13 protein-coding genes and 1 pseudogene are annotated in these 18,637 nt (G+C 46.8%); 5 read left to right on the top strand and 9 right to left on the bottom strand.

What is annotated here, in order from left to right:
- The first annotated feature begins 94 nt into the window (after positions 1–94).
- The 5 genes and pseudogenes from gyrB to NDI33_RS03955 all read left to right on the top strand — a co-directional run bounded on the left by gyrB (position 95) and on the right by NDI33_RS03955 (position 7,129).
- Positions 95–2,038 (top strand): DNA topoisomerase (ATP-hydrolyzing) subunit B, encoded by a 1,944-nt coding sequence (gyrB, locus tag NDI33_RS03975; RefSeq protein ID WP_190429377.1) that lies wholly within the window; start codon positions 95–97, stop codon positions 2,036–2,038.
- A 437-nt stretch (positions 2,039–2,475) separates the two neighbouring features.
- The gene (locus NDI33_RS03970; RefSeq protein ID WP_190440734.1) at positions 2,476–3,453 is read left to right on the top strand and encodes a type IV pilin-like G/H family protein; all 978 of its coding nucleotides are present in this window, start codon (positions 2,476–2,478) and stop codon (positions 3,451–3,453) included.
- 89 nt (positions 3,454–3,542) lie between these two features.
- Positions 3,543–5,471, top strand: a complete 1,929-nt coding sequence (locus NDI33_RS03965; RefSeq protein WP_190674468.1) for an ABC transporter ATP-binding protein — start codon at positions 3,543–3,545, stop codon at positions 5,469–5,471.
- A gap of 44 nt (positions 5,472–5,515) precedes the next feature.
- Positions 5,516–6,355, top strand: a pseudogene (locus tag NDI33_RS03960) (DUF1838 family protein).
- Between the two features lie 225 nt (positions 6,356–6,580).
- Entirely contained in the window at positions 6,581–7,129 is a 549-nt protein-coding gene (locus NDI33_RS03955; RefSeq protein ID WP_190524650.1) for a DoxX family protein, read from the top strand.
- A gap of 215 nt (positions 7,130–7,344) precedes the next feature.
- Here the strand turns inward: NDI33_RS03955 and NDI33_RS03950 are convergent, their stop codons facing one another.
- The 9 genes from NDI33_RS03950 to NDI33_RS03910 all read right to left on the bottom strand — a co-directional run bounded on the left by NDI33_RS03950 (position 7,345) and on the right by NDI33_RS03910 (position 18,613).
- Complete coding sequence (locus NDI33_RS03950; protein WP_190674459.1) at positions 7,345–8,934, bottom strand: B12-binding domain-containing radical SAM protein; 1,590 nt, start codon at positions 8,932–8,934, stop codon at positions 7,345–7,347.
- A 90-nt stretch (positions 8,935–9,024) separates the two neighbouring features.
- On the bottom strand, positions 9,025–10,611 hold the full coding sequence (locus NDI33_RS03945) for a B12-binding domain-containing radical SAM protein (protein WP_190440742.1): 1,587 nt from the start codon (positions 10,609–10,611) through the stop codon (positions 9,025–9,027).
- 156 nt (positions 10,612–10,767) lie between these two features.
- A complete protein-coding gene (locus NDI33_RS03940) occupies positions 10,768–10,911 on the bottom strand; it encodes a hypothetical protein (protein ID WP_190668467.1) in 144 nt (47 codons plus the stop codon).
- 55 nt (positions 10,912–10,966) lie between these two features.
- Complete coding sequence (locus NDI33_RS03935) at positions 10,967–12,568, bottom strand: B12-binding domain-containing radical SAM protein (RefSeq protein WP_190674456.1); 1,602 nt, start codon at positions 12,566–12,568, stop codon at positions 10,967–10,969.
- A 269-nt stretch (positions 12,569–12,837) separates the two neighbouring features.
- A complete protein-coding gene (locus tag NDI33_RS03930; RefSeq protein WP_190674453.1) occupies positions 12,838–13,815 on the bottom strand; it encodes an NAD(P)-dependent oxidoreductase in 978 nt (325 codons plus the stop codon).
- A gap of 59 nt (positions 13,816–13,874) precedes the next feature.
- A complete protein-coding gene (gene hemE / locus NDI33_RS03925) occupies positions 13,875–14,924 on the bottom strand; it encodes a uroporphyrinogen decarboxylase (protein ID WP_190411105.1) in 1,050 nt (349 codons plus the stop codon).
- Between the two features lie 281 nt (positions 14,925–15,205).
- Entirely contained in the window at positions 15,206–16,426 is a 1,221-nt protein-coding gene (locus NDI33_RS03920) for a hypothetical protein (protein ID WP_190415666.1), read from the bottom strand.
- A gap of 149 nt (positions 16,427–16,575) precedes the next feature.
- Positions 16,576–17,523 carry an LD-carboxypeptidase gene (locus NDI33_RS03915; protein ID WP_190674697.1) on the bottom strand — a complete coding sequence of 316 codons (948 nt, stop codon included), beginning with the start codon at positions 17,521–17,523 and terminating at the stop codon, positions 16,576–16,578.
- A 16-nt stretch (positions 17,524–17,539) separates the two neighbouring features.
- A complete protein-coding gene (locus tag NDI33_RS03910) occupies positions 17,540–18,613 on the bottom strand; it encodes a glycosyltransferase (RefSeq protein WP_190674694.1) in 1,074 nt (357 codons plus the stop codon).
- Positions 18,614–18,637 lie beyond the last annotated feature (24 nt).

Here is an 18,637-nt window from a genome sequence, read left to right as displayed (position 1 = left end):
TCGCCCCGAAACCTTTTGTGTTATAATTTTGGAGTGTTTTTACATTTTTGAAGTCCCGGTGGGCTTCCAAGCCATTATTGGAGAATCCTTATTCATGACGAGCAGTTACAGTGCCGATCAGATTCAAGTTCTAGAAGGTCTTGAACCAGTCCGGAAAAGACCGGGGATGTACATCGGTTCGACTGGCCCTAGGGGACTCCACCATCTAGTTTACGAGGTGGTGGACAACTCTATTGATGAGGCTCTGGCTGGCTATTGCACCCATGTGGAGATAGACATAAACGCCGATGGTTCGGTGACGGTGACAGACGATGGGCGAGGGATTCCCACAGATACTCATCCCACTACAGGCAAATCAGCTTTGGAAACGGTAATGACGGTGCTGCACGCCGGAGGGAAGTTTGGCGGCGGCGGTTACAAGGTTTCTGGTGGTTTGCACGGTGTCGGGATCTCCGTAGTCAATGCCTTGTCTGAGTGGGTAGAAGTAACCGTTTGGCGGGAGAAGCGGGAGCATATCATGCGCTTTGAGCGGGGTATTCCTGTCACCGAACTCAAGGCAACGCCAATTAAAGAAGCGAGGACAGGCACCTCGATTAGTTTCAAGCCAGATTTACAGATTTTTGTGACGACTGGCATTGAGTTTGATTACACCACCTTGGCGAGTCGTTTGCGGGAACTGGCTTACTTAAATGCGGGTGTCAAAATCACGTTTACTGACAACCGCCTGGAATTAGTTAAGGGTGGAGAGCCAAGAGTAGAAACCTACTGTTATGAAGGAGGTATTAAAGAGTATATCGCCTATATGAATAGCGATAAACAGGCTCTCCACGAAGAAATTATTTATGTATCCGGCGAACGCAACAATGTACAGGTAGAGGTGGCGTTGCAGTGGTGCGTCGATGCCTATACAGATACTCTGCTGGGGTTTGCAAATAATATTCGCACAGTTGACGGCGGTACTCACCTGGAAGGGTTGAAGGCGGTGCTGACGCGGACGCTGAATACGATCGCTCGCAAGCGCAATAAAATCAAAGAAAATGAACCGAACCTCGGCGGCGAGAATGTCCGCGAGGGTTTAACGGGGGTTATCTCCGTCAAAGTCCCCGATCCGGAATTTGAAGGACAAACTAAAACCAAACTCGGTAACACCGAAGTCCGGGGAATTGTTGATTCCCTAGTTGGCGAAGTTCTCACAGAATATTTAGAGTTCCGCCCAAACGTTGCCGATTCGATTCTGGAGAAAGCAATTCAAGCTTTCAAAGCCGCCGAGGCAGCGCGTCACGCACGAGAGTTAGTGCGCCGCAAATCGGTTTTGGAATCTTCTCCTTTACCGGGTAAATTAGCCGATTGCAGTACGCGAGATCCCTCGGAATCTGAGATTTATATCGTAGAAGGGGACTCAGCCGGAGGAAGTGCCAAACAAGGACGCGACAGACGCAACCAAGCCATCCTCCCATTGCGCGGTAAAATTCTCAACATTGAGAAAACCGACGATGCCAAAATCTATAAAAACACGGAGATCCAGGCGCTAATCACCGCACTGGGATTGGGTGTTAAGGGTGAGGAGTTCGATGCTTCTCAGCTGCGCTATCACTGCATCGTGATTATGACTGACGCCGATGTAGATGGGGCGCACATTCGGACGCTGTTATTAACGTTCTTCTATCGCTATCAACGGGCGCTAATCGAGCAGGGTTACATCTATATCGCTTGTCCTCCACTCTATAAGGTAGAACGCGGACGCAATCATTACTATTGCTATAGCGATCGCGAAATGGCAAACCTGATTCAGCATGAGTTTCCCGCTAATGCCAACTACACCATCCAGCGATTCAAAGGTTTGGGTGAAATGATGCCGCAACAGTTGTGGGATACTACCATGAACCCGGAAACTCGCACTCTCAAACGGGTGGAAATTGAAGATGCGGCGGAAGCCGATCGCATCTTTACCGTTCTAATGGGCGATCGCGTTGCACCCCGCCGCGAATTTATCGAAACCTATGGCCCTCGTCTCAATCTCAACGATCTAGATATTTAGATTCTCCGGTTGAAATGATTGAATACCCCAAAATTGGGCAACTAATGTAAAAATGATTAGTACATAAGGTTGCCTTGTTACAAAAGTATGGTTAATTAAGAACTTAACCATACTTTTGTCTTTTAAAGCCCCTGCGCTAGATTTCCCATCAACACTGCACCAAAAGAACGCGACCGCTATTTTTTCTGTGACATCGAAGCCTGCAAAAGGCTATAAAGCGGCTCTAAATGATTTATGAAGAAAAAAAACCGACTTCTCTAAAAATCGGGATCTGAAGAGCCAGCTCATCACTCAAATAGAATTGCTATAGCTTGGCTATGTTATAACTTGAAGGAAACTATATTTGCAATTTCATGTCTTACTAATTTAATCTCCGACATTTCACAGGAAAATCATCAAAATTTGGATAAAAAATATTAAGCAAACACCAAAAAGTAATGAATCACTTTATCATCAACTTTGCCAAACTAGTGAAACTCCCAGTTAACAACAAGTTGATTGTATCTAGCTTATTAATCGCAATCAACGGCATCCTGGTGACAGGTATCCTAGGGAGATCGGCAAATACCCCAGCCAAACCCGCACCCGCAGCGACTCCAACCAAAACCACACCAGCAACGACCGCCACCCAGCAATTTGTAGGGCAATGGCAAGCCGAAGATCCGCAAACCGGGGAGTTGGTCACATTTATATTTGCGCCAGAGGGAAAATTATTCATTGTATTTCCAACGTCTGATGGACCTCCGGTTGCTGTCGGAATTAAGTACAAAGTCAATTCCCAGGCTAAACCGGGACAACTTGACCTGGTTTTTAGCAAAAAAGAGAGCATCCTGAGCATTTTTGAATTTATCGATCGCGGTAAACTACGTCTGGAATTAGAGGGACGGCAAGCTGGACAACCCAGACCCAATGCTTTTACCCCCAAGGCAACGATATTTGAGAAAATTTCCGATAGCGCGACATTACCCAAAGACGCCAAAGTAATTGAGCTGGAGAATGCACAGAGTCAGGTATCCGAAGATTCGCAGCTCCCAAAACCGCAAACGGAAGCCAAACTGTATATCGCGATGGTAAACAAAGCGCAACAGGCTTATTATCAGCAAAAAGGCAAATTTGCCACAAACACTGAAGATTTAGGTTTAGGAGGCGAGCCAGCCAGCGTGTATTACAACTATCGGTTGGTATCACCCGGAAAGGACGCCCAAAGCGTGATGATCGCCGCCCAAGCCAAGAATGCTGAAATTCATAGCTACACAGGTGCGGTATTTGCCACCAAAAAGAACGGTGAAGCCACCACCCTCGTAGCGGTTTGCGAAACCCAGCGCCCCTCAACCTCGGCTCCAGCGATGCCGAAACCGCCGCAGAGTGGCTCATCAGCAGTTCAATGTCCATCGGGTTCGCGTCTGTTACAGTAATCGGCTGCCGTCGCTATCAACAACCCGATTGATTCTCTCGCGATCGCATAGATTGTTAAAATCCAGTTAAATTTTTTGCCTTGACTGCCATGAGTGACACCGTTTTAGACATCCGCAACCTGCAAGTTCAATTTTTAACTGATGAAAAGCAAATTCTGGCAGTTGATGGTATTTCCTTCAAACTGAGTCGCGGGCAGACTTTGGGCATTGTGGGAGAGTCGGGATCGGGTAAATCGGTGACTTCCCTCGCCGTCATGGGTCTGGTGCCAACTCCGGGCAGGATTAGCGGCGGTGAAATTTGGTTTCAAAACTCACAGGAACGAGGCGGATCTGTAGTGAATCTGCGGGATCTGAGTGCAGAGGAGTTGCGGAAATATCGGGGTGGTCAAATTTCGATGATTTTCCAGGAACCGATGAGTTCCTTAAACCCAGTTTTTACCTGTGGGTTTCAGTTAGTCGAGGCAATCCGTCAGCATCAAAATGTAACCCCTGCCGAGGCGAGGCGGCAAGCGATCGCGCGTCTCCAAGAAGTCAAACTCCTCGCTAGCGATGAAGAGATGCGACAACGCTATCTAGAAGAAAGACCAGAAGCCAGAAGAGATAGCGAAGCGGAAATTAATCAGCAGGTCAATCAGCAGAAATTGGCAATGCTGGATCGCTACCCCCACGAACTCTCCGGCGGGCAATTGCAGCGGATGATGATTGCAATGGCTATTTCCTGCAATCCAGCGGTATTGATTGCTGACGAACCGACAACCGCCTTGGATGTAACGGTTCAAGCGACGATTCTGGATCTATTGCGGGAGTTACGCGACGCCCGTGGGATGTCGATGATGTTTATCGGTCACGACTTGGGGGTAATTGCTGAAATTGCCGACGTTGTCGCCGTGATGTATCAAGGCAAAATAGTTGAATACGGCTCAGTTGAGCAAATCTTTTCTAACCCTCAACATCCTTATACCAAAGGTTTGTTAGCCTGTCGCCCCAGCCTTAACCGCCGGTTGAAATACCTGCCGACCGTCGCTGACTTTATGGAAGTGGTGAAAACACCCAGCGGCGAAATCGAGATTCGAGAAAAAACAGGCGTCAAGAGTCAGGAGTCAGAAGAAATTCTGGGTTCCACTCAAAACCCAGAAGCGATAGCTCGCATCTTTACCACTGAAAAAGCTCTACTCTCTGTCCGCGACCTCCAAGTTGGCTTCCCAATCCAGGGAATGTTTGGTCAAACCAAACGCTATTTGATGGCGGTGAATGGCATCTCATTTGATGTTTATCCCGGCGAAACGCTGGGATTGGTGGGAGAATCCGGCTGTGGCAAAAGTACCTTAGCGCGTACCATCCTGCGTTTGATCGAACCCACAAGCGGGCAGATCGAGTTTGAAGGGGAAGATATTACAAAAGTCAGTAATCGGCGGCTGCGGCAATTGCGACGCGAGATGCAAATTGTCTTCCAAAATCCCTTTAGTTCTCTCGATCCGCGTCTAAAAATTGGAGATGCGGTAATGGAACCGCTACAAATTCATCACTATGGTAAGAATTCTAAGGAACGACGCGATCGCGCAGCCTATCTCTTAGAGCGTGTAGGTTTAAATCCTGGCTGGATGAATCGCTATCCCCACGAGTTTTCTGGCGGACAGCGCCAGCGGGTTTGTATTGCTCGTGCTTTGGCACTCAATCCCAAATTCATCATCTGCGACGAATCTGTCTCGGCGCTAGATGTGTCCGTGCAGGCGCAAGTGCTGAATTTGCTCAAAGAAGTCCAAAGCGAATTTGGCTTAACTTACATCTTTATTTCTCATGACTTGAGCGTGGTGAAATTTATGAGCGATCGCATCATGGTCATGAATCGAGGCAAAATCGAAGAAATTGGCTCCGCTGAAAATCTCTACCGCGAACCGAAGCAAGAATACACGCGCCAGTTAATTGCCGCCATTCCTACCGGCAGTCTAGAACAGATTCAGCAGCGTCAGCAAGACCGAATCAAGATATCAGCAGGAGGGCGAGAAATTACTAGTTAAGTATTCATCCTTAGCTCAATCTATACTTTGGGGAAGCGCAAACTATGACCTTAACGAAATCAACAATTACCGATGAGCAGTTTGTCAAACTACGCTGTAGCAGTGACAGTAAAACTCACTATTTCCCGGCTACAGGTGCTATGTATGCCCATCCGATAGATAACGATCAACCTGTTCATCTGTTTGATTTCTTAGGCGTTGATATCTCGCGCTGTATTCAAGATAATTCAACATCCCGCTGGACGCTTGTAAGTCGTAAAATTACACTTTATCTCGATCCCAAAACTGGAGAAATTCTAAAAAGTTGGAAAAACCCCTAGTCAGGTGAAACACTGAATATTATGCACCGTTCTTATGACTACCAGGAGTTCCAGATTCCACAACAGATAGATGCTCACATAACTTCAGAAATATCCTCAGTTTCATTAGATTTCAATATGAAACTGCCTAACCCGTTATCAACGAACCCCAAGTTTGCAGATTATTCGCCAGAGAAGTATGTCCAATCGTCGGATTCCTACAAATTTATTTTTCCGACAAAAATACTATCTGACGAACCCATCAGTGCTAGCGACAATCGCGCTGTTACACTTTCTTATTACCGCATGGGGCCGTGGGAACCGTGGATGAAAATGAAGGGGAAACCCGGCTTTTTAGTCTTAAATTACACTGGCAATAAAACTGATGTATTTGAAGATATCCCTGTAGCCATTAAAGAACAAATCGAACATCGGCTGCCTTTATTCCGCGAAGCTCCAACCTGTAGAATTCAGCGTTCGATTGCTACCAGTTGGAGCCGTTTTGACGAACAATTTGATGCCTACCTACGAGGAGAAGAATTTCCACTACCCGCCCCGATTATAGATGAGCCTTGTATTGAATAAAGCCGATTCTTACTCTTGACAAATAACTAAACTCAGGATTTTACCTTATAAATTCAACACTCGGAGAATAGTGCTTGTTGGCTGCTATTCAAAAAGAGAAAAAACAGACTTATTTGGGTTGGTAGGTTTAGCTTGGCTAATTCATTTCTCATTAAACTTTAATTAATTCAAATCTCTACAGTTAAAATCAATTAAAGTTTAAGTAACACAGTTGGAGGTATAGCAATGACTGAAAATAGACCCTATATTGGTCTAAAAACTAGGGATATTGCGATCGCCTATTTGTTGCTGCGAATTCTGATCGGCGTGAATTACTTTAATCACGGCTTTACTCGCATCGGCAATATTCCCGGTTTTGCTGAAAATACTGTCAACCAACTTGCAAATTCTTATTTTCCGGGATTTTTGGTGAGGATCAATTCTTACTTAGTACCCCCGGTTGAATTAATCGTGGGAGTATTGATCTCCATTGGATTAGCAACGCGCAGCGCCCTAATCGCAACATTTATCCTGATGATCATCTTGATGATGGGTGTCACATCCATACAAAACTGGGGTGCAGCACAAACGATGCTTATCTACGGGATTGTGCTATTTATATTGCTAGCTGGTAGCAGCTTCAATATTTACTCCATCGATCGCTGGCTTGCCAACAGGCGGACTGTTGCAGGTTCAGGAGATCATCGCGACAAAAACATACTCAACTTTGCCAACAACTTTTGGACAAGACGCAGACGGCAAAAACGTTTGTCTACCTATACCAGTCCTAAATGATTTCTGAAAGCAAGATTCCCGACTTCTTGGATAAGTTGGGGATTTAAACCACTGGCATCTCGCAACTAAAACAGGATTGCTATATACCAGTTTTAAATAAAGGAATTGCTCATCCTCAGTCACTTTATGGGCGCTATTCTGCGATTCTCCAAACCCCATTATTAAGTCAGTCTCTTAAATAATAGGGGTTTGGAGGATCTGAGGTGTCGTCTACCCTACGCATTCACTGGGGTTTTCACCTCTTGCGGCTGTTGAACCGCGTCTTCTGCCATAAACTCTGCCAACTGCGCCTCAATTTGCTCTTTGACAATCTGGCGATACTCTACGAAATGCTCAATTTGAGCGCAAACTGCTAAATAACTGCTGATTCCACCTCGATTGTGTCGATACATACTAAACAAGTTGCGCCAGAACTGCCAACGAGTTTTACGAAGTACGCCTTGTCGCCAACAAATGATTAATAAGGCTCGAATCACAACCCAATCTATTTTTTTCTTCGCACGTTTGCCCTTATTCGGATACGTCGCTTCTCCTAATATGCGAAAGTGACGATAAGTGCGGTCTAGAAAACGCTCCGGATCGTACAATGTCCAAAATGCATCGATGTATTCGCGGGCAATGTCTTCTAGAGGACGTGTGGGCACAAAGTTCATCAATGTCGTTTGATTGATGTTGGCAGATTCGCCTCGCAGCCGCCCTTCTTTCTTTAACCGATGCCAAAGGGCGGTATCGGGTAAAGCTTGCAACATACTAAATAAAGCGGTGGGAATTGCCGTTTTCTCGACAAAGTTGACAATGCGATCGCCTGCACCGGGTTTTTCTCCATCAAAGCCGACGATAAACCCAGCCATCACCCGCAATCCCGATCGCGCGATCGCTTGAACGGAATCACTTAAAGAATCTCGCGTATTTTGGAACTTCTGAGTCAGTGCTAAACTCTCCTCGTCGGGTGTTTCAATTCCTAAAAACACCGCCCCAAAATTACACTGAACCATCATATCCATCAATTCTTGATCTTTTGCCAAATCTACGGATGCTTCCGTCGCAAAAGAGAAAGGATATTGATGTTCTACCATCCACGGCTGTAACTCTTTCAGGAATAACTTGACATTCCGCTTATTCCCAATAAAATTATCATCCACCATAAAGATGCTACGTCGCCAACCCAACTCATAAAGGCGTTCTAATTCTGCTAGTAATTGAGATGGCGTTTTTGTGCGCGGTTTGCGTCCGTAAAGGACAATAATGTCGCAGAATTCGCATTGAAATGGGCATCCCCGCGAAAACTGCACTGACATTTCTGAATAAGCATCGAAATCTAGTAAATCAAAGCGGGGAACGGGTGTGGAACTGACATCCGGCTTTTCTCCTCCCGCCCGAAAAGTTCCTGAAGTTTCGCCACGTTGCACTGCCTCCACAAACATCGGCAGGGTGATTTCCCCTTCATCCAAAATCAAATAATCTGCGCCGACTGATTCTACTTCTTGAGGTAAAGCCGTGGGATAAGGTCCACCGACTGCGACTAACTTACCCCGACGCTTTGCTTCTTTGATTTGATCTAGCAAATCTTCTTTTTGGACAATCATCGCCGAAAGAATTACTAAATCTGCCCACGCCCATTCAGCTTCAGTTATTTGGGTAACATTTCGATCTACTAGCTTAAACTCCCATTCTTGGGGCAAAATTGCGGCAACGGTCACTAAACCCAAAGGAGGTAACATTGCCTTACGATTTAGCAAGGCTAAAGTTTTTTCAAAAGACCAAAAACTTTTCGGAAATAGTGGATATAAAAGTAAAACTCGCATTAATTGACAATCCTCACGCTTAATTGGTCATTGATGAGAAGGAATGAAAAATGGGTAAAAAATTTCTAATTCCCCATTTTTCACTTGATATCACGCACTCGCACCGACGCTGTTTTTCACAGGGGAAACTTTAGCTTCCTGTTTCGATTGTTGTGCTAGATACTCAGCTAACTGCACCTCAATTTGGTCGCGGACAATCTGGCGATATTCGAGAAAATGTTCGTTGTGGGCACAGACGGTGAGGTAATGATCCCAAACACCAGGGTTGTGTTTGATGATACTAAACAGATGGTGCCAGAACTTCCAGCGAGTGTGACGCTTAATGCCTTGTCTCCACGCCACAATTGCCAAAGCCCTTAACTCCATCAGACCCGGCATTTTAAAAGGAACTTTTACTTTGGGTGCGCCCAGCATCAGAAAATGGCGATAAGCCCGATCCAAAAACTTTTCAGCATCGTATAAATCCCAGAAGGCGTTGATGTATTCCCTGGTAATCTCTTCTACGGGTCGGGTCGGGATAAAATTCATCACATTGAACTGGTTGCCCGATGCGCTATCCAGCAATCGCCCCTCTTTTTCTAGGCGGAACCAGAGGGCAGTGTGGGGTAAAGCTTGTAGCATTCCGAAAATAGTCGTCGGAATCGCCGTTTGTTCGGCAAAGCGGACAATGCGATCGCCTGCGCCTGATTTTTCTCCATCAAAGCCAATGATAAAACCAGCCATCACCCGCAACCCCGCCCGCGTGATGGTTTCTACCGAGTCAGCAAGCGAAGTTCGGTTATTTTGAAACTTCTTCGTCATCTGCAAACTGGCTTCATCCGGCGTTTCAATTCCCAGGAACACCGCATTAAAATTGCACTCCACCATTAAATCCATCAGTTCTTGGTCTTGCGCCAAGTCAACCGAGGCTTCTGTATTAAAGCTGAAGGGATACTGGTGTTCCGCTTGCCAAGTTTTTAATTCTTGGAGAAATAACTTGACGTTGCGCTTATTGCCGATGAAGTTATCATCCACCATGAAAACGCTGCGACGCCACCCCAGTTGGTAGAGACATTCCAACTCTGCTAATAGCTGTTCTGGTGCCTTCGTCCGAGGTTTGCGACCATACAAAACAATAATGTCGCAAAATTCGCACTGGAAGGGACAACCCCGCGAAAACTGTACCGACATCGTATCGTAAGCATCGAACTCTAGCAAATCGAAACGAGGAACCGGGGTTGTCGTCACATCGGGTTTTTCCCCATTGGATCGGAAAATCCCGCCCTTGTCACCTCGCGCGATCGCTTCCATAAACATCGGTAAAGTGATTTCCCCTTCATCCAAAATCAGATAATCTGCACCAGCATTGGTCGCTTCATCAGGTACAGAAGTCGGATAAGGGCCACCTACCGCAACCGCTTTACCGCGCCGCTTGGCTTCCTTGATTTGATCAAGTAAATCCTCTTTCTGAACAATCATTGCCGAGAGAATGACCAAATCTGCCCACTCCCACTCGTCTTCTGTGACGCTGCGAACGTTTCGATCGACCAGTTTGAATTCCCATTCTTGAGGCAAAATTGCGGCAACCGTCACTAAACCTAGCGGCGGCAATAAAACCTTGCGATTTACTAATTCTAGGACTTTCTCAAAAGACCAAAAAGTTTTAGGAAATAAAGGATAAAGCAGTAAAACTCGCATTGAATTGGCAACCTCGGACTAATTTTAGTGATTCGTAGCAGGGGCAAATTGTTCTATCACTTTCGACGTGCGATCGCTCATGAAGGAGTCATTAAATTGATCGAATACAATATGCCGCTAGGTTTTCGCTAATGATGAATGGATATTCCATGCTAACTAACTCAGTAGCCGAATGTAGTTAACCGTTGGTTTAGGGGGAGTGGGAACCTGATATCCACCTACTGACTCTGGACTTTCTGCCTCCCTACTCCCAGACACTACCAGTAATTTTGATTCCTGCCGGTTAACGAGCATTTTCATTTCAGAGCGATCGCAAAAGCCCCTGTTCTGTTAGCCATCCCGAAACAACCCTGTCTTATACACCGACGGGATTTTTTTCTTTTACAGATGCCGATGAGATATCTTCTATCTGTTGCAGTTTTGCTTCTTCTGCCTGAAACTCAGCTAACTGGGCATCTATTTCGTCCCGCACAATCTGGCGGTACTCTAGAAAATGCTCATTATGAGCGCAGACTGCGATGTAATGCTCAAAAACACCAGGATTGCGTTTGAGGATGCTCAATAAGTGGTGCCAGAACTTCCAGCGAGTAGTGCGTTTGACACCCTGACGCCACATCACAATCAGCAGCGCTCGCAGATCCACTAAATTTGGTAATTTAGCAGGAGCCTTGCATTTGGGCGCACCCAGCATCAAGAAACAGCGATAAGTCCGATCCAAAAACTTTTCGGCATCGTATAGTGTCCAGAAAGCCTCAACGTATTCTCTGGCAATATCTTGCAGGGGTCGTGTGGGGACAAAGTTCATCAAGGTAGTTTGATTGATATTGCCATCTTTACCCCGTAGGCGGCCCTCCTTGTCTAATCGATGCCACAGCGCTGTATTGGGTAAGGCTTGCAGCATGGCAAAGGTAGTGGTGGGAATGGCAGTTTGCTCGGCAAATCGGACAATGCGATTGCCTGCGCCAGCTTTCTCCCCATCAAAGCCAATAATAAACCCAGCCATTGGGCGCAATCCGGTTCGCGTAATTGCCTCCACCGCTTCACCCAGAGAACTGCGCGTATTTTGGAACTTTTTCGTTAGCGACAAACTCTCTTCATCTGGCGTTTCAATTCCCAGAAATACCGCATCAAAATAGCACTCCACCATTAAATCCATCAGTTCTTGGTCTTGTGCCAAATCAATTGAAGCTTCTGTATTAAACCGGAAGGGATATTGATGTTCTGCTTGCCAGGTTTTTAACTCTTTGAGAAATAACTTAACGTTGCGCTTATTGCCGATGAAGTTATCATCCACCATGAAAACGCTACGACGCCACCCCAATTGGTAGAGATACTCCAACTCTGCTAATAGCTGTTCTGGGGCTTTCGTCCGGGGTTTGCGACCATACAAAACAATAATGTCGCAAAATTCGCACTGGAAAGGACAACCCCGCGAAAACTGTACCGACATTGAGTCGTAAGCATCAAACTCCAGCAAATCAAAACGAGGAACCGGGGTTGTCGTCACATCCGGTTTTTCCCCATTAGAACGGAAAATCCCCTGTTTTTCGCCCCGCTGAACTGCCTCAACAAACATCGGCAGGGTGATTTCCCCTTCATCTAAAATCAGATAATCTACACCCGCTTTTTGAGCTTCCTCCGGGACAGAAGTTGGGTAAGGGCCACCACACGCTACCAGTTTGCCGCGCCGCTTGGCTTCCTTGATTTGATCAAGTAAATCCTCTTTCTGAACAATCATTGCCGAGAGAATGACAACATCTGCCCATTCCCACTCTTGTTCTGTAACGGTGCGGATATTTCGATCGACCAGCTTGAATTCCCACTCTTGAGGCAAAATTGCCGCCACGGTGACTAAACCCAGCGGCGGCAATAAAACCTTGCGATTGACTAATTCCAGAATTTTTTCGTAAGACCAAAAAGTTTTAGGAAACAGGGGATAAACTAATAAAACTTTCATTGAATTTAAAACCTCACACCTTTTTAAATTTCAGCTATTAGCTAATACATAGCACACGAGCCTAGCTGAATCTGGCAAGCTTAGGTTAAGTCTGATAGCTTTTTTAACGCAAAGGTACGCCAAGGGTGACGTAAAGGTACGTAGAAAATCAGTAAGAGGTCTTGATATGTCTAAGGAACTCTTCTGAAGACAGCCTCTAACCTCCTTGGCGTACCTTTGCACTAACCTCTGCGTACCTTTGCGTTAAAACAACCTTTTAAATCTAATTTCTACTCGTTCTTAGCTGTCAGCTGCTTTTTTTGAACTCCGCTTATTTTCAGCACATCGCTGAATGTGGCACAGTAATTCGGCAGACCCAGGGTAGCAGGATTGACGGGATCTTGGTAGGTAAAATGACGGTAGCGCAAGCAGAACCGATCCCAAGGTGCCATCTGAATTCGGAACAAGAGGATGAAGAAATCAGCTAGCCAGGGAGACAGGGGCACGCGAAAATAAATTTTCTTGTCTAAATAAGCACAAACTTCTTTTACGGCTTCGTTGACCGTTATGGGTGCTTGACCCAAAACCAGCTGTCGAGGTTCCGAGGGGCGAGGAGGATGTTCGATTAGGAATCGTACCACTTGGGCAATATCTCGCCCGTGCATATAGTGGAAACTGCCGTCAGCTTTAAAAAAGCGAATCAGGTCAATCAACTTTGCCACCCCTGGCAATCCTGAAGAAAGATGGGAGTAGGGTTTGTTGGCATCTCCTCCGAGAACCAAGGTCGGAAAGAGGGTAGTGATGCGGGGTGCGATCGCTAATTTCGATAAGCGCTGCAAGCAGTCATACTTAGAACGAATGTAGTCTGTCCCTAGTTCTCCCGCTTCTTTCAATAATTCGTTGTCGCGTCCGAGGATGCTAGCGGTAGAAAAGTAAATGACTTGTTCGCAAACTGCGGGGTCGAGCAAGTTTAGCAACCGGATGGTTTTAATCACATTCACGTCAAATACCGCTTGGGAGCCGCCCCAAGCGGTTGCAGCTAATATCGCGACATCGATTGTCTTGAGTAGATTTCCCACTCGTTCAATGTCTCGCAAATCAGCTTTTACAACGGTGATTCCCGGTCGAGATTGGTAGTCAATTTGCAGTTTGTCTGGATTTCTGACTAACAGATACAGCTCGTGTTCGGTTTCTTGAATCAGGCTTTCGCTAATGTAGTGACCAATGCAGCCACTCGCACCAGTTACCAAAATCCGCTTGGGGTTCATAAGGGTTGGTCATTCGTCCTTAGTCAAGAATGATTCGTCTTTAGTTCAATGACTAATGACTAATGATTTTTGACTGATTTGGCAGTTTCAAAGAAGAAAGCTACGTTTTCTTCGGGGGTACTGGGTAAAACACCATGACCGAGATTCATGATATGACCTTTGTTTCCGGCTTTGCGGATCGTGTCATAAATGCGATCGCGGATGAACTCTTTTGAGCCAAATAAGGCACAGGGGTCCATATTTCCCTGTACACCGATGTTTGAGCCAAGTCTTGTCCTTGCCTCTGCCATGTCTACCGTCCAATCTACGCTGACGATATCCGCGCCGGATTGTGCCATCCTCTCCAGAATGCCTGCACTACCATTGATGTAGAGAATCAGGGGAGTATCCGGATGCGTCTGTTTTACCTGGTTGAAAACTCGCTGCTGATACGGTAGAGCAAATGTCTCGTAATCTTGCGGACTCAGTTGTCCTGCCCAAGAATCGAACATTTGAATGACTTGGGCACCGCTATCAATTTGGTAGCGGACGTAAGTTGCGATCGCATCTGCCAATTTACCCAAAAATTGATGCAGCATCGTTGGCTCTGAAAAAGCCATACTTTTAATAATTGCGTAGTCTTTCGAGCTTTTGCCCTCAATCGCATACGCTGCCAGCGTCCAAGGGGCACCCACAAAACCCAAGACAGTTGCTTTGTTGCCGACTTCTTGGCGTAATGTTTGCAAAATTTCCCCGATAAAAGGCAGCGATTCCCCAGGTTCTAGAGGATGCAGTTTATCAATTTGCTCTTGGCTGCGGATGGGCGGATCGATGACTGGTCCTCGGCTTTCGATGATATCAAAGGGAATGCCAAGTCCCGGCAACGGAGTTAAAATATCAGAAAATAAAATTACCCCATCTGGCTCAAAGGCGCGAAACGGCTGTAAGGAGATTTCGATTGCCAGTTCTACTTTTTCCGAGCGATCGCGAAACGCAGGATACTTATCTCTTAAATCTCGATAAGCTTTCATATATCTACCCGCTTGCCGCATCATCCACACTGGCGGACGGTCTAAAACTTCACCACGGGCTGCCCTCAGCAGATACGGAACTTGGGTTGCAACGGTCATTTACACTTCACCTAAAGACTTATTTAAAGGCATTTGTTTAGCTTATCATTGTCGGATTCCCCAAGTTTAGTTTTGCGATCGCTTCTCTTGAGTTTGCCCGCCATGAGAGAGGCAATCCACGCTAAACCCTTCTAGATAGGGTATCAACTCCTAGAGACATGGAATGTGCGTTTCCCTAGTAGTAGTCAGCGAGCCTGAGTGACTCTCCGACACGCGAAAAACCCGGCTTCTTGAATCAACCGGGTTTTTCTGTTGCGTGCTTTTTTAACTACCTATTGACGTTATTTGACAATGCAGATGCCACTAATTTCAACGGTGCATCGCGTCGGTTTCTTAGCCGTATCTAAGTTGCGGGTGGTGGGGTTATAGGTGTATTCCCCCGCCTTGAAAACGCGGTTGGGATTGGCGCAGTAAGTGTAGGTTTGACCCGCTTCGGTAAAGTTCACGACCACCAAAGAATTCTTTGCCGGAGGACAACTATCCAAAACCGTCAAGCCATACTCATTTCGCAGCAGTTGGCTTCTTTGATCGTTAGCTGTAGGTTGAGTCGGATTTTGGGAAGTCGTTGTTTTCGGCTTTAAGTCACCACTGCTAATGTCAAAGGTGTACGCTCCTGCTTTGACAAGGCGGTTAGGATTGGCGCAGTAATTGTACGTTTGACCGTATTCGGTAAACGTGACAACAACCAAAGAAGTTTTTACTTCCGGACAGGTATCCAGAACCCTCAACCCATACTCATTGAGCAGAGCTTGTTTCCGGGGGTCATTTTGAGCTGGGGTTTGAGCCGGTGGATTTTGGGCAACAGCACCCCCTGGCTTGATATCATTGCTGCTAACGTCGTAACGATATTCGCCTGCCTTGATATTGCGGTTAGGATTAGCGCAGTAGGTATAGTTTTGACCGTATTCGGGGAAGGTGACAACAACAACATTACTCCTTACCGCCGGACAATTTTCTAGGACTCTCAATCCATATTCATCTTCTAGAAATTTTTGTCGCGCATCTTTTTGACCCGCGGGAGTTTGAGCCGGTGGATTTTGGGAAGTTGTTGTCTGGCTAATCCCAGAAATTGAAAGCGTGTATCTCCCCCTAGTGTTGTTCTTACCCAACACGCGAAGTTTATATTCTCCAGTCGTTGGCACTCGATACCTCACCAAACCCGATCGGTCATCGTAGGCAACCTGCGCCCCACTCTGTGAGGAAACTAGAACTAGAATAGGCAAAAGAGTACTACCGTCTTCTACATCAACAGCGGCAACGATTGCATCACCTTGCTTAGCATTAATCAGGAATTCCTCACCATAGGCTTTCTGGACAGGAGTACCCCTTAGAGATTGGTTTTTAAAGGTGAAGGTGGGAGAGTTAGTACGGATGAACCCGTTAACGTTTTCACCATTTTTTAGTGCGGTTGCTGCTCCAGCGATATCGGAGATCCCCGTAAACATCATCCCGGCGATCGCGACACTTGCCGCAACCCTATTAATAAACTTACGACCCATCATGGTAGACCCGTTTTCCTATAAACAAGAACTGCTTCCTTCTGTTTGGACAGATGATATCCATCCATAGTTCCCATCGTCCAGGCACCTCAAACGTGTAAAGCCGATTTAAAATGCTTGCTCAACTGATGCAATCTAGAAGCACCTAAGTATTATTGCTCGGTAGAGGAAAAACTCAAACTGCCGCGATCTGCATCTAATTGAGCAGAAATTCCTAAAGGTAAAGCTGCATTAGGGCCATCGTGACCAAAGGGAAGATCGGAGACAATGGGAATGCCAAGATTCCCCAAGCGATCGCGCAATACTTCTTCCACCGTCAAGCTAGAAATGTTCGGCGGAGCTTCGCAGCGGCTAAAGCGCCCCAAGGCAATCCCTTTGACTTCCCGAAAAGCCCCTGTCATCCGCCACTGCGTTAACATTCGGTCAATGCGGTAGGGAGCCTCAGTCACATCTTCCAAGGCGAGAATGACGCCCGCTAGCTGGGGCTGTACGGGCGTGTTCAGAAAATGCGTGGCTACAGTCAGATTGCCGGGGATTAAGATGCCGCTGACCTTACTGCCGCCCCAGCCGACTCCTTTTAAGGGTTCTAGAGGGCGACCTTCTACGCAATCGAACAGCCGCTGAATCGACCACTCTGGCTCTGCGGCAAGGGTAGTTAGCAACGGGCCATGAACCCCTGCAATGCCAACTTTACCGAGGCTCCACAGCAAGCCAGTGGCATCAGAAAAGCCGATCAGCCATTTGGGAGTGCTGCGTAAAAAATCTCCGATTTTCTTTTTCTGTTCTCCACCCTGCCAAGACCAATCTTCTAGTAAGCGGGCGCTACCATAACCGCCTCTGGCACAGAGAATGCCTTTACATTTAGGGTTTTTCCAAGCGTCTGCGAGGTGTTGGCGGCGGCTGTCATCGCGACCAGCAAGGTAGCCCCACCGTTCCTCTACGCCGCTGCTAATTTCGACTCGGTAGCCGCGCGATCGCCATATTTCCACACCTTTGTGGAACGCTTCCTGTTCTCGCAAGGCACCGCTGGGAGCAATGACTCGCAGCAAGTCGCCAGTTTGTAAAGGCGGGGGTAGTTGGTACGCGGAAAAATCCAAAATTCTTCTGGTTTAAGTTTTAATTTTGCAAGATATCCCGAAACCATTCTTCCATGCGATCGCCCAGTGCTTCCAGGGAATATTCCGCTTCGGCTTGTTGGCGGCAAGTATAGCGGTCAAGTTGATCGATGCGTCCAATTGCCTCAACCAACCCCGCCACGCTATCCGACTCCACTAAAAAGCCCGTCTTCCCATCCTGAATAATTTCAGTCGGGCCACCTCTGGAATAAGAAATGACGGGGACTCCACAAGCAAGCGCCTCAATCACCACATTGCCAAACGCTTCCACCCAGCGAGGTGTCATCAACAACGCCCGACAATTGCCTAAATGCTGTTGCAGTTCGGATGTGGAGAAAAATCCTGCATATTCTACAGGAGCATCGGGATAATCTTGACAAATCTGCTTCCAATATGCATCGTCTTGCATTTTGCCAAGAATTTTTAGGGGAATGCCGGTGATTTTGGCAGCGGCAACGGCATCCTCTAGACCTTTTTCTGGAGCAATCCGACCCACCCAAGCCAAGGCGGAGGAAGGTTCTGAGCAAAATTGATAAAGCGATAAATCCAGACCACTTCCGAGAATCCGATATTGCGACGGACTGGGAAATGTTTCTGCCTGTGTCAATGTGTAGACGCCAACCGTACCAGGAAACTGGACGGAGATCTGTTCCACGATGCGATCCATCGCGGTCGAGAGAGAACCCATACTCACGAAATGGGCGATCGCTCGATTAAAAAATGGCGTTAGATAGAACGGTAGCCAATCATAGGCAATGTTGAAAATCAGATCGTACTCAGCTTGGACTTGCCGCGCATAATCCCACATATTGCCCAACACAGAATTCTCCGGCATGACAATCGGGGCACTCCGTCCTTGGGTCTGAGCAGTTGTCTGGAGTTCTCCAGCAATTTCGACAATTGGAATATCTCCCAGCACAGAGCCTTGGGGAGCCACAATTTTTAGGGTATGTCCCCGCCGGAGCAGCTCTTGGGCAACGTTGAGCAGGGTTAGTTCTACGCCACCCCCCAACCCCGTACCGAGAGCGCCCACCGAGGTTGAGAGCAACAACAGGTTCAATGGACGATGCAAGATGGACAACTTTTGGACTCTAAACGA

It is taken from the genome of Trichocoleus sp. DQ-A1, assembly GCF_039961955.1.
Lineage (GTDB): Bacteria > Cyanobacteriota > Cyanobacteriia > Cyanobacteriales > FACHB-T130 > FACHB-T130.
The sequence above is the reverse complement of the archived record's forward strand: the minus strand, read 5'-3'. Positions and strand labels throughout refer to the sequence as shown.

Bases quoted from the DNA above. Each gene is read 5' to 3' on its own strand.
- gyrB (WP_190429377.1), top strand. From the start codon at position 95: ATGACGAGCAGTTACAGTGCCGATCAGATTCAAGTTCTAGAAGGTCTT.
- NDI33_RS03970 (WP_190440734.1), top strand. From the start codon at position 2,476: ATGAATCACTTTATCATCAACTTTGCCAAACTAGTGAAACTCCCAGTT.
- NDI33_RS03965 (WP_190674468.1), top strand. From the start codon at position 3,543: ATGAGTGACACCGTTTTAGACATCCGCAACCTGCAAGTTCAATTTTTA.
- NDI33_RS03955 (WP_190524650.1), top strand. From the start codon at position 6,581: ATGACTGAAAATAGACCCTATATTGGTCTAAAAACTAGGGATATTGCG.
- NDI33_RS03950 (WP_190674459.1), bottom strand. From the start codon at position 8,934: ATGCGAGTTTTACTTTTATATCCACTATTTCCGAAAAGTTTTTGGTCT.
- NDI33_RS03945 (WP_190440742.1), bottom strand. From the start codon at position 10,611: ATGCGAGTTTTACTGCTTTATCCTTTATTTCCTAAAACTTTTTGGTCT.
- NDI33_RS03940 (WP_190668467.1), bottom strand. From the start codon at position 10,911: ATGAAAATGCTCGTTAACCGGCAGGAATCAAAATTACTGGTAGTGTCT.
- NDI33_RS03935 (WP_190674456.1), bottom strand. From the start codon at position 12,568: ATGAAAGTTTTATTAGTTTATCCCCTGTTTCCTAAAACTTTTTGGTCT.
- NDI33_RS03930 (WP_190674453.1), bottom strand. From the start codon at position 13,815: ATGAACCCCAAGCGGATTTTGGTAACTGGTGCGAGTGGCTGCATTGGT.
- hemE (WP_190411105.1), bottom strand. From the start codon at position 14,924: ATGACCGTTGCAACCCAAGTTCCGTATCTGCTGAGGGCAGCCCGTGGT.
- NDI33_RS03920 (WP_190415666.1), bottom strand. From the start codon at position 16,426: ATGATGGGTCGTAAGTTTATTAATAGGGTTGCGGCAAGTGTCGCGATC.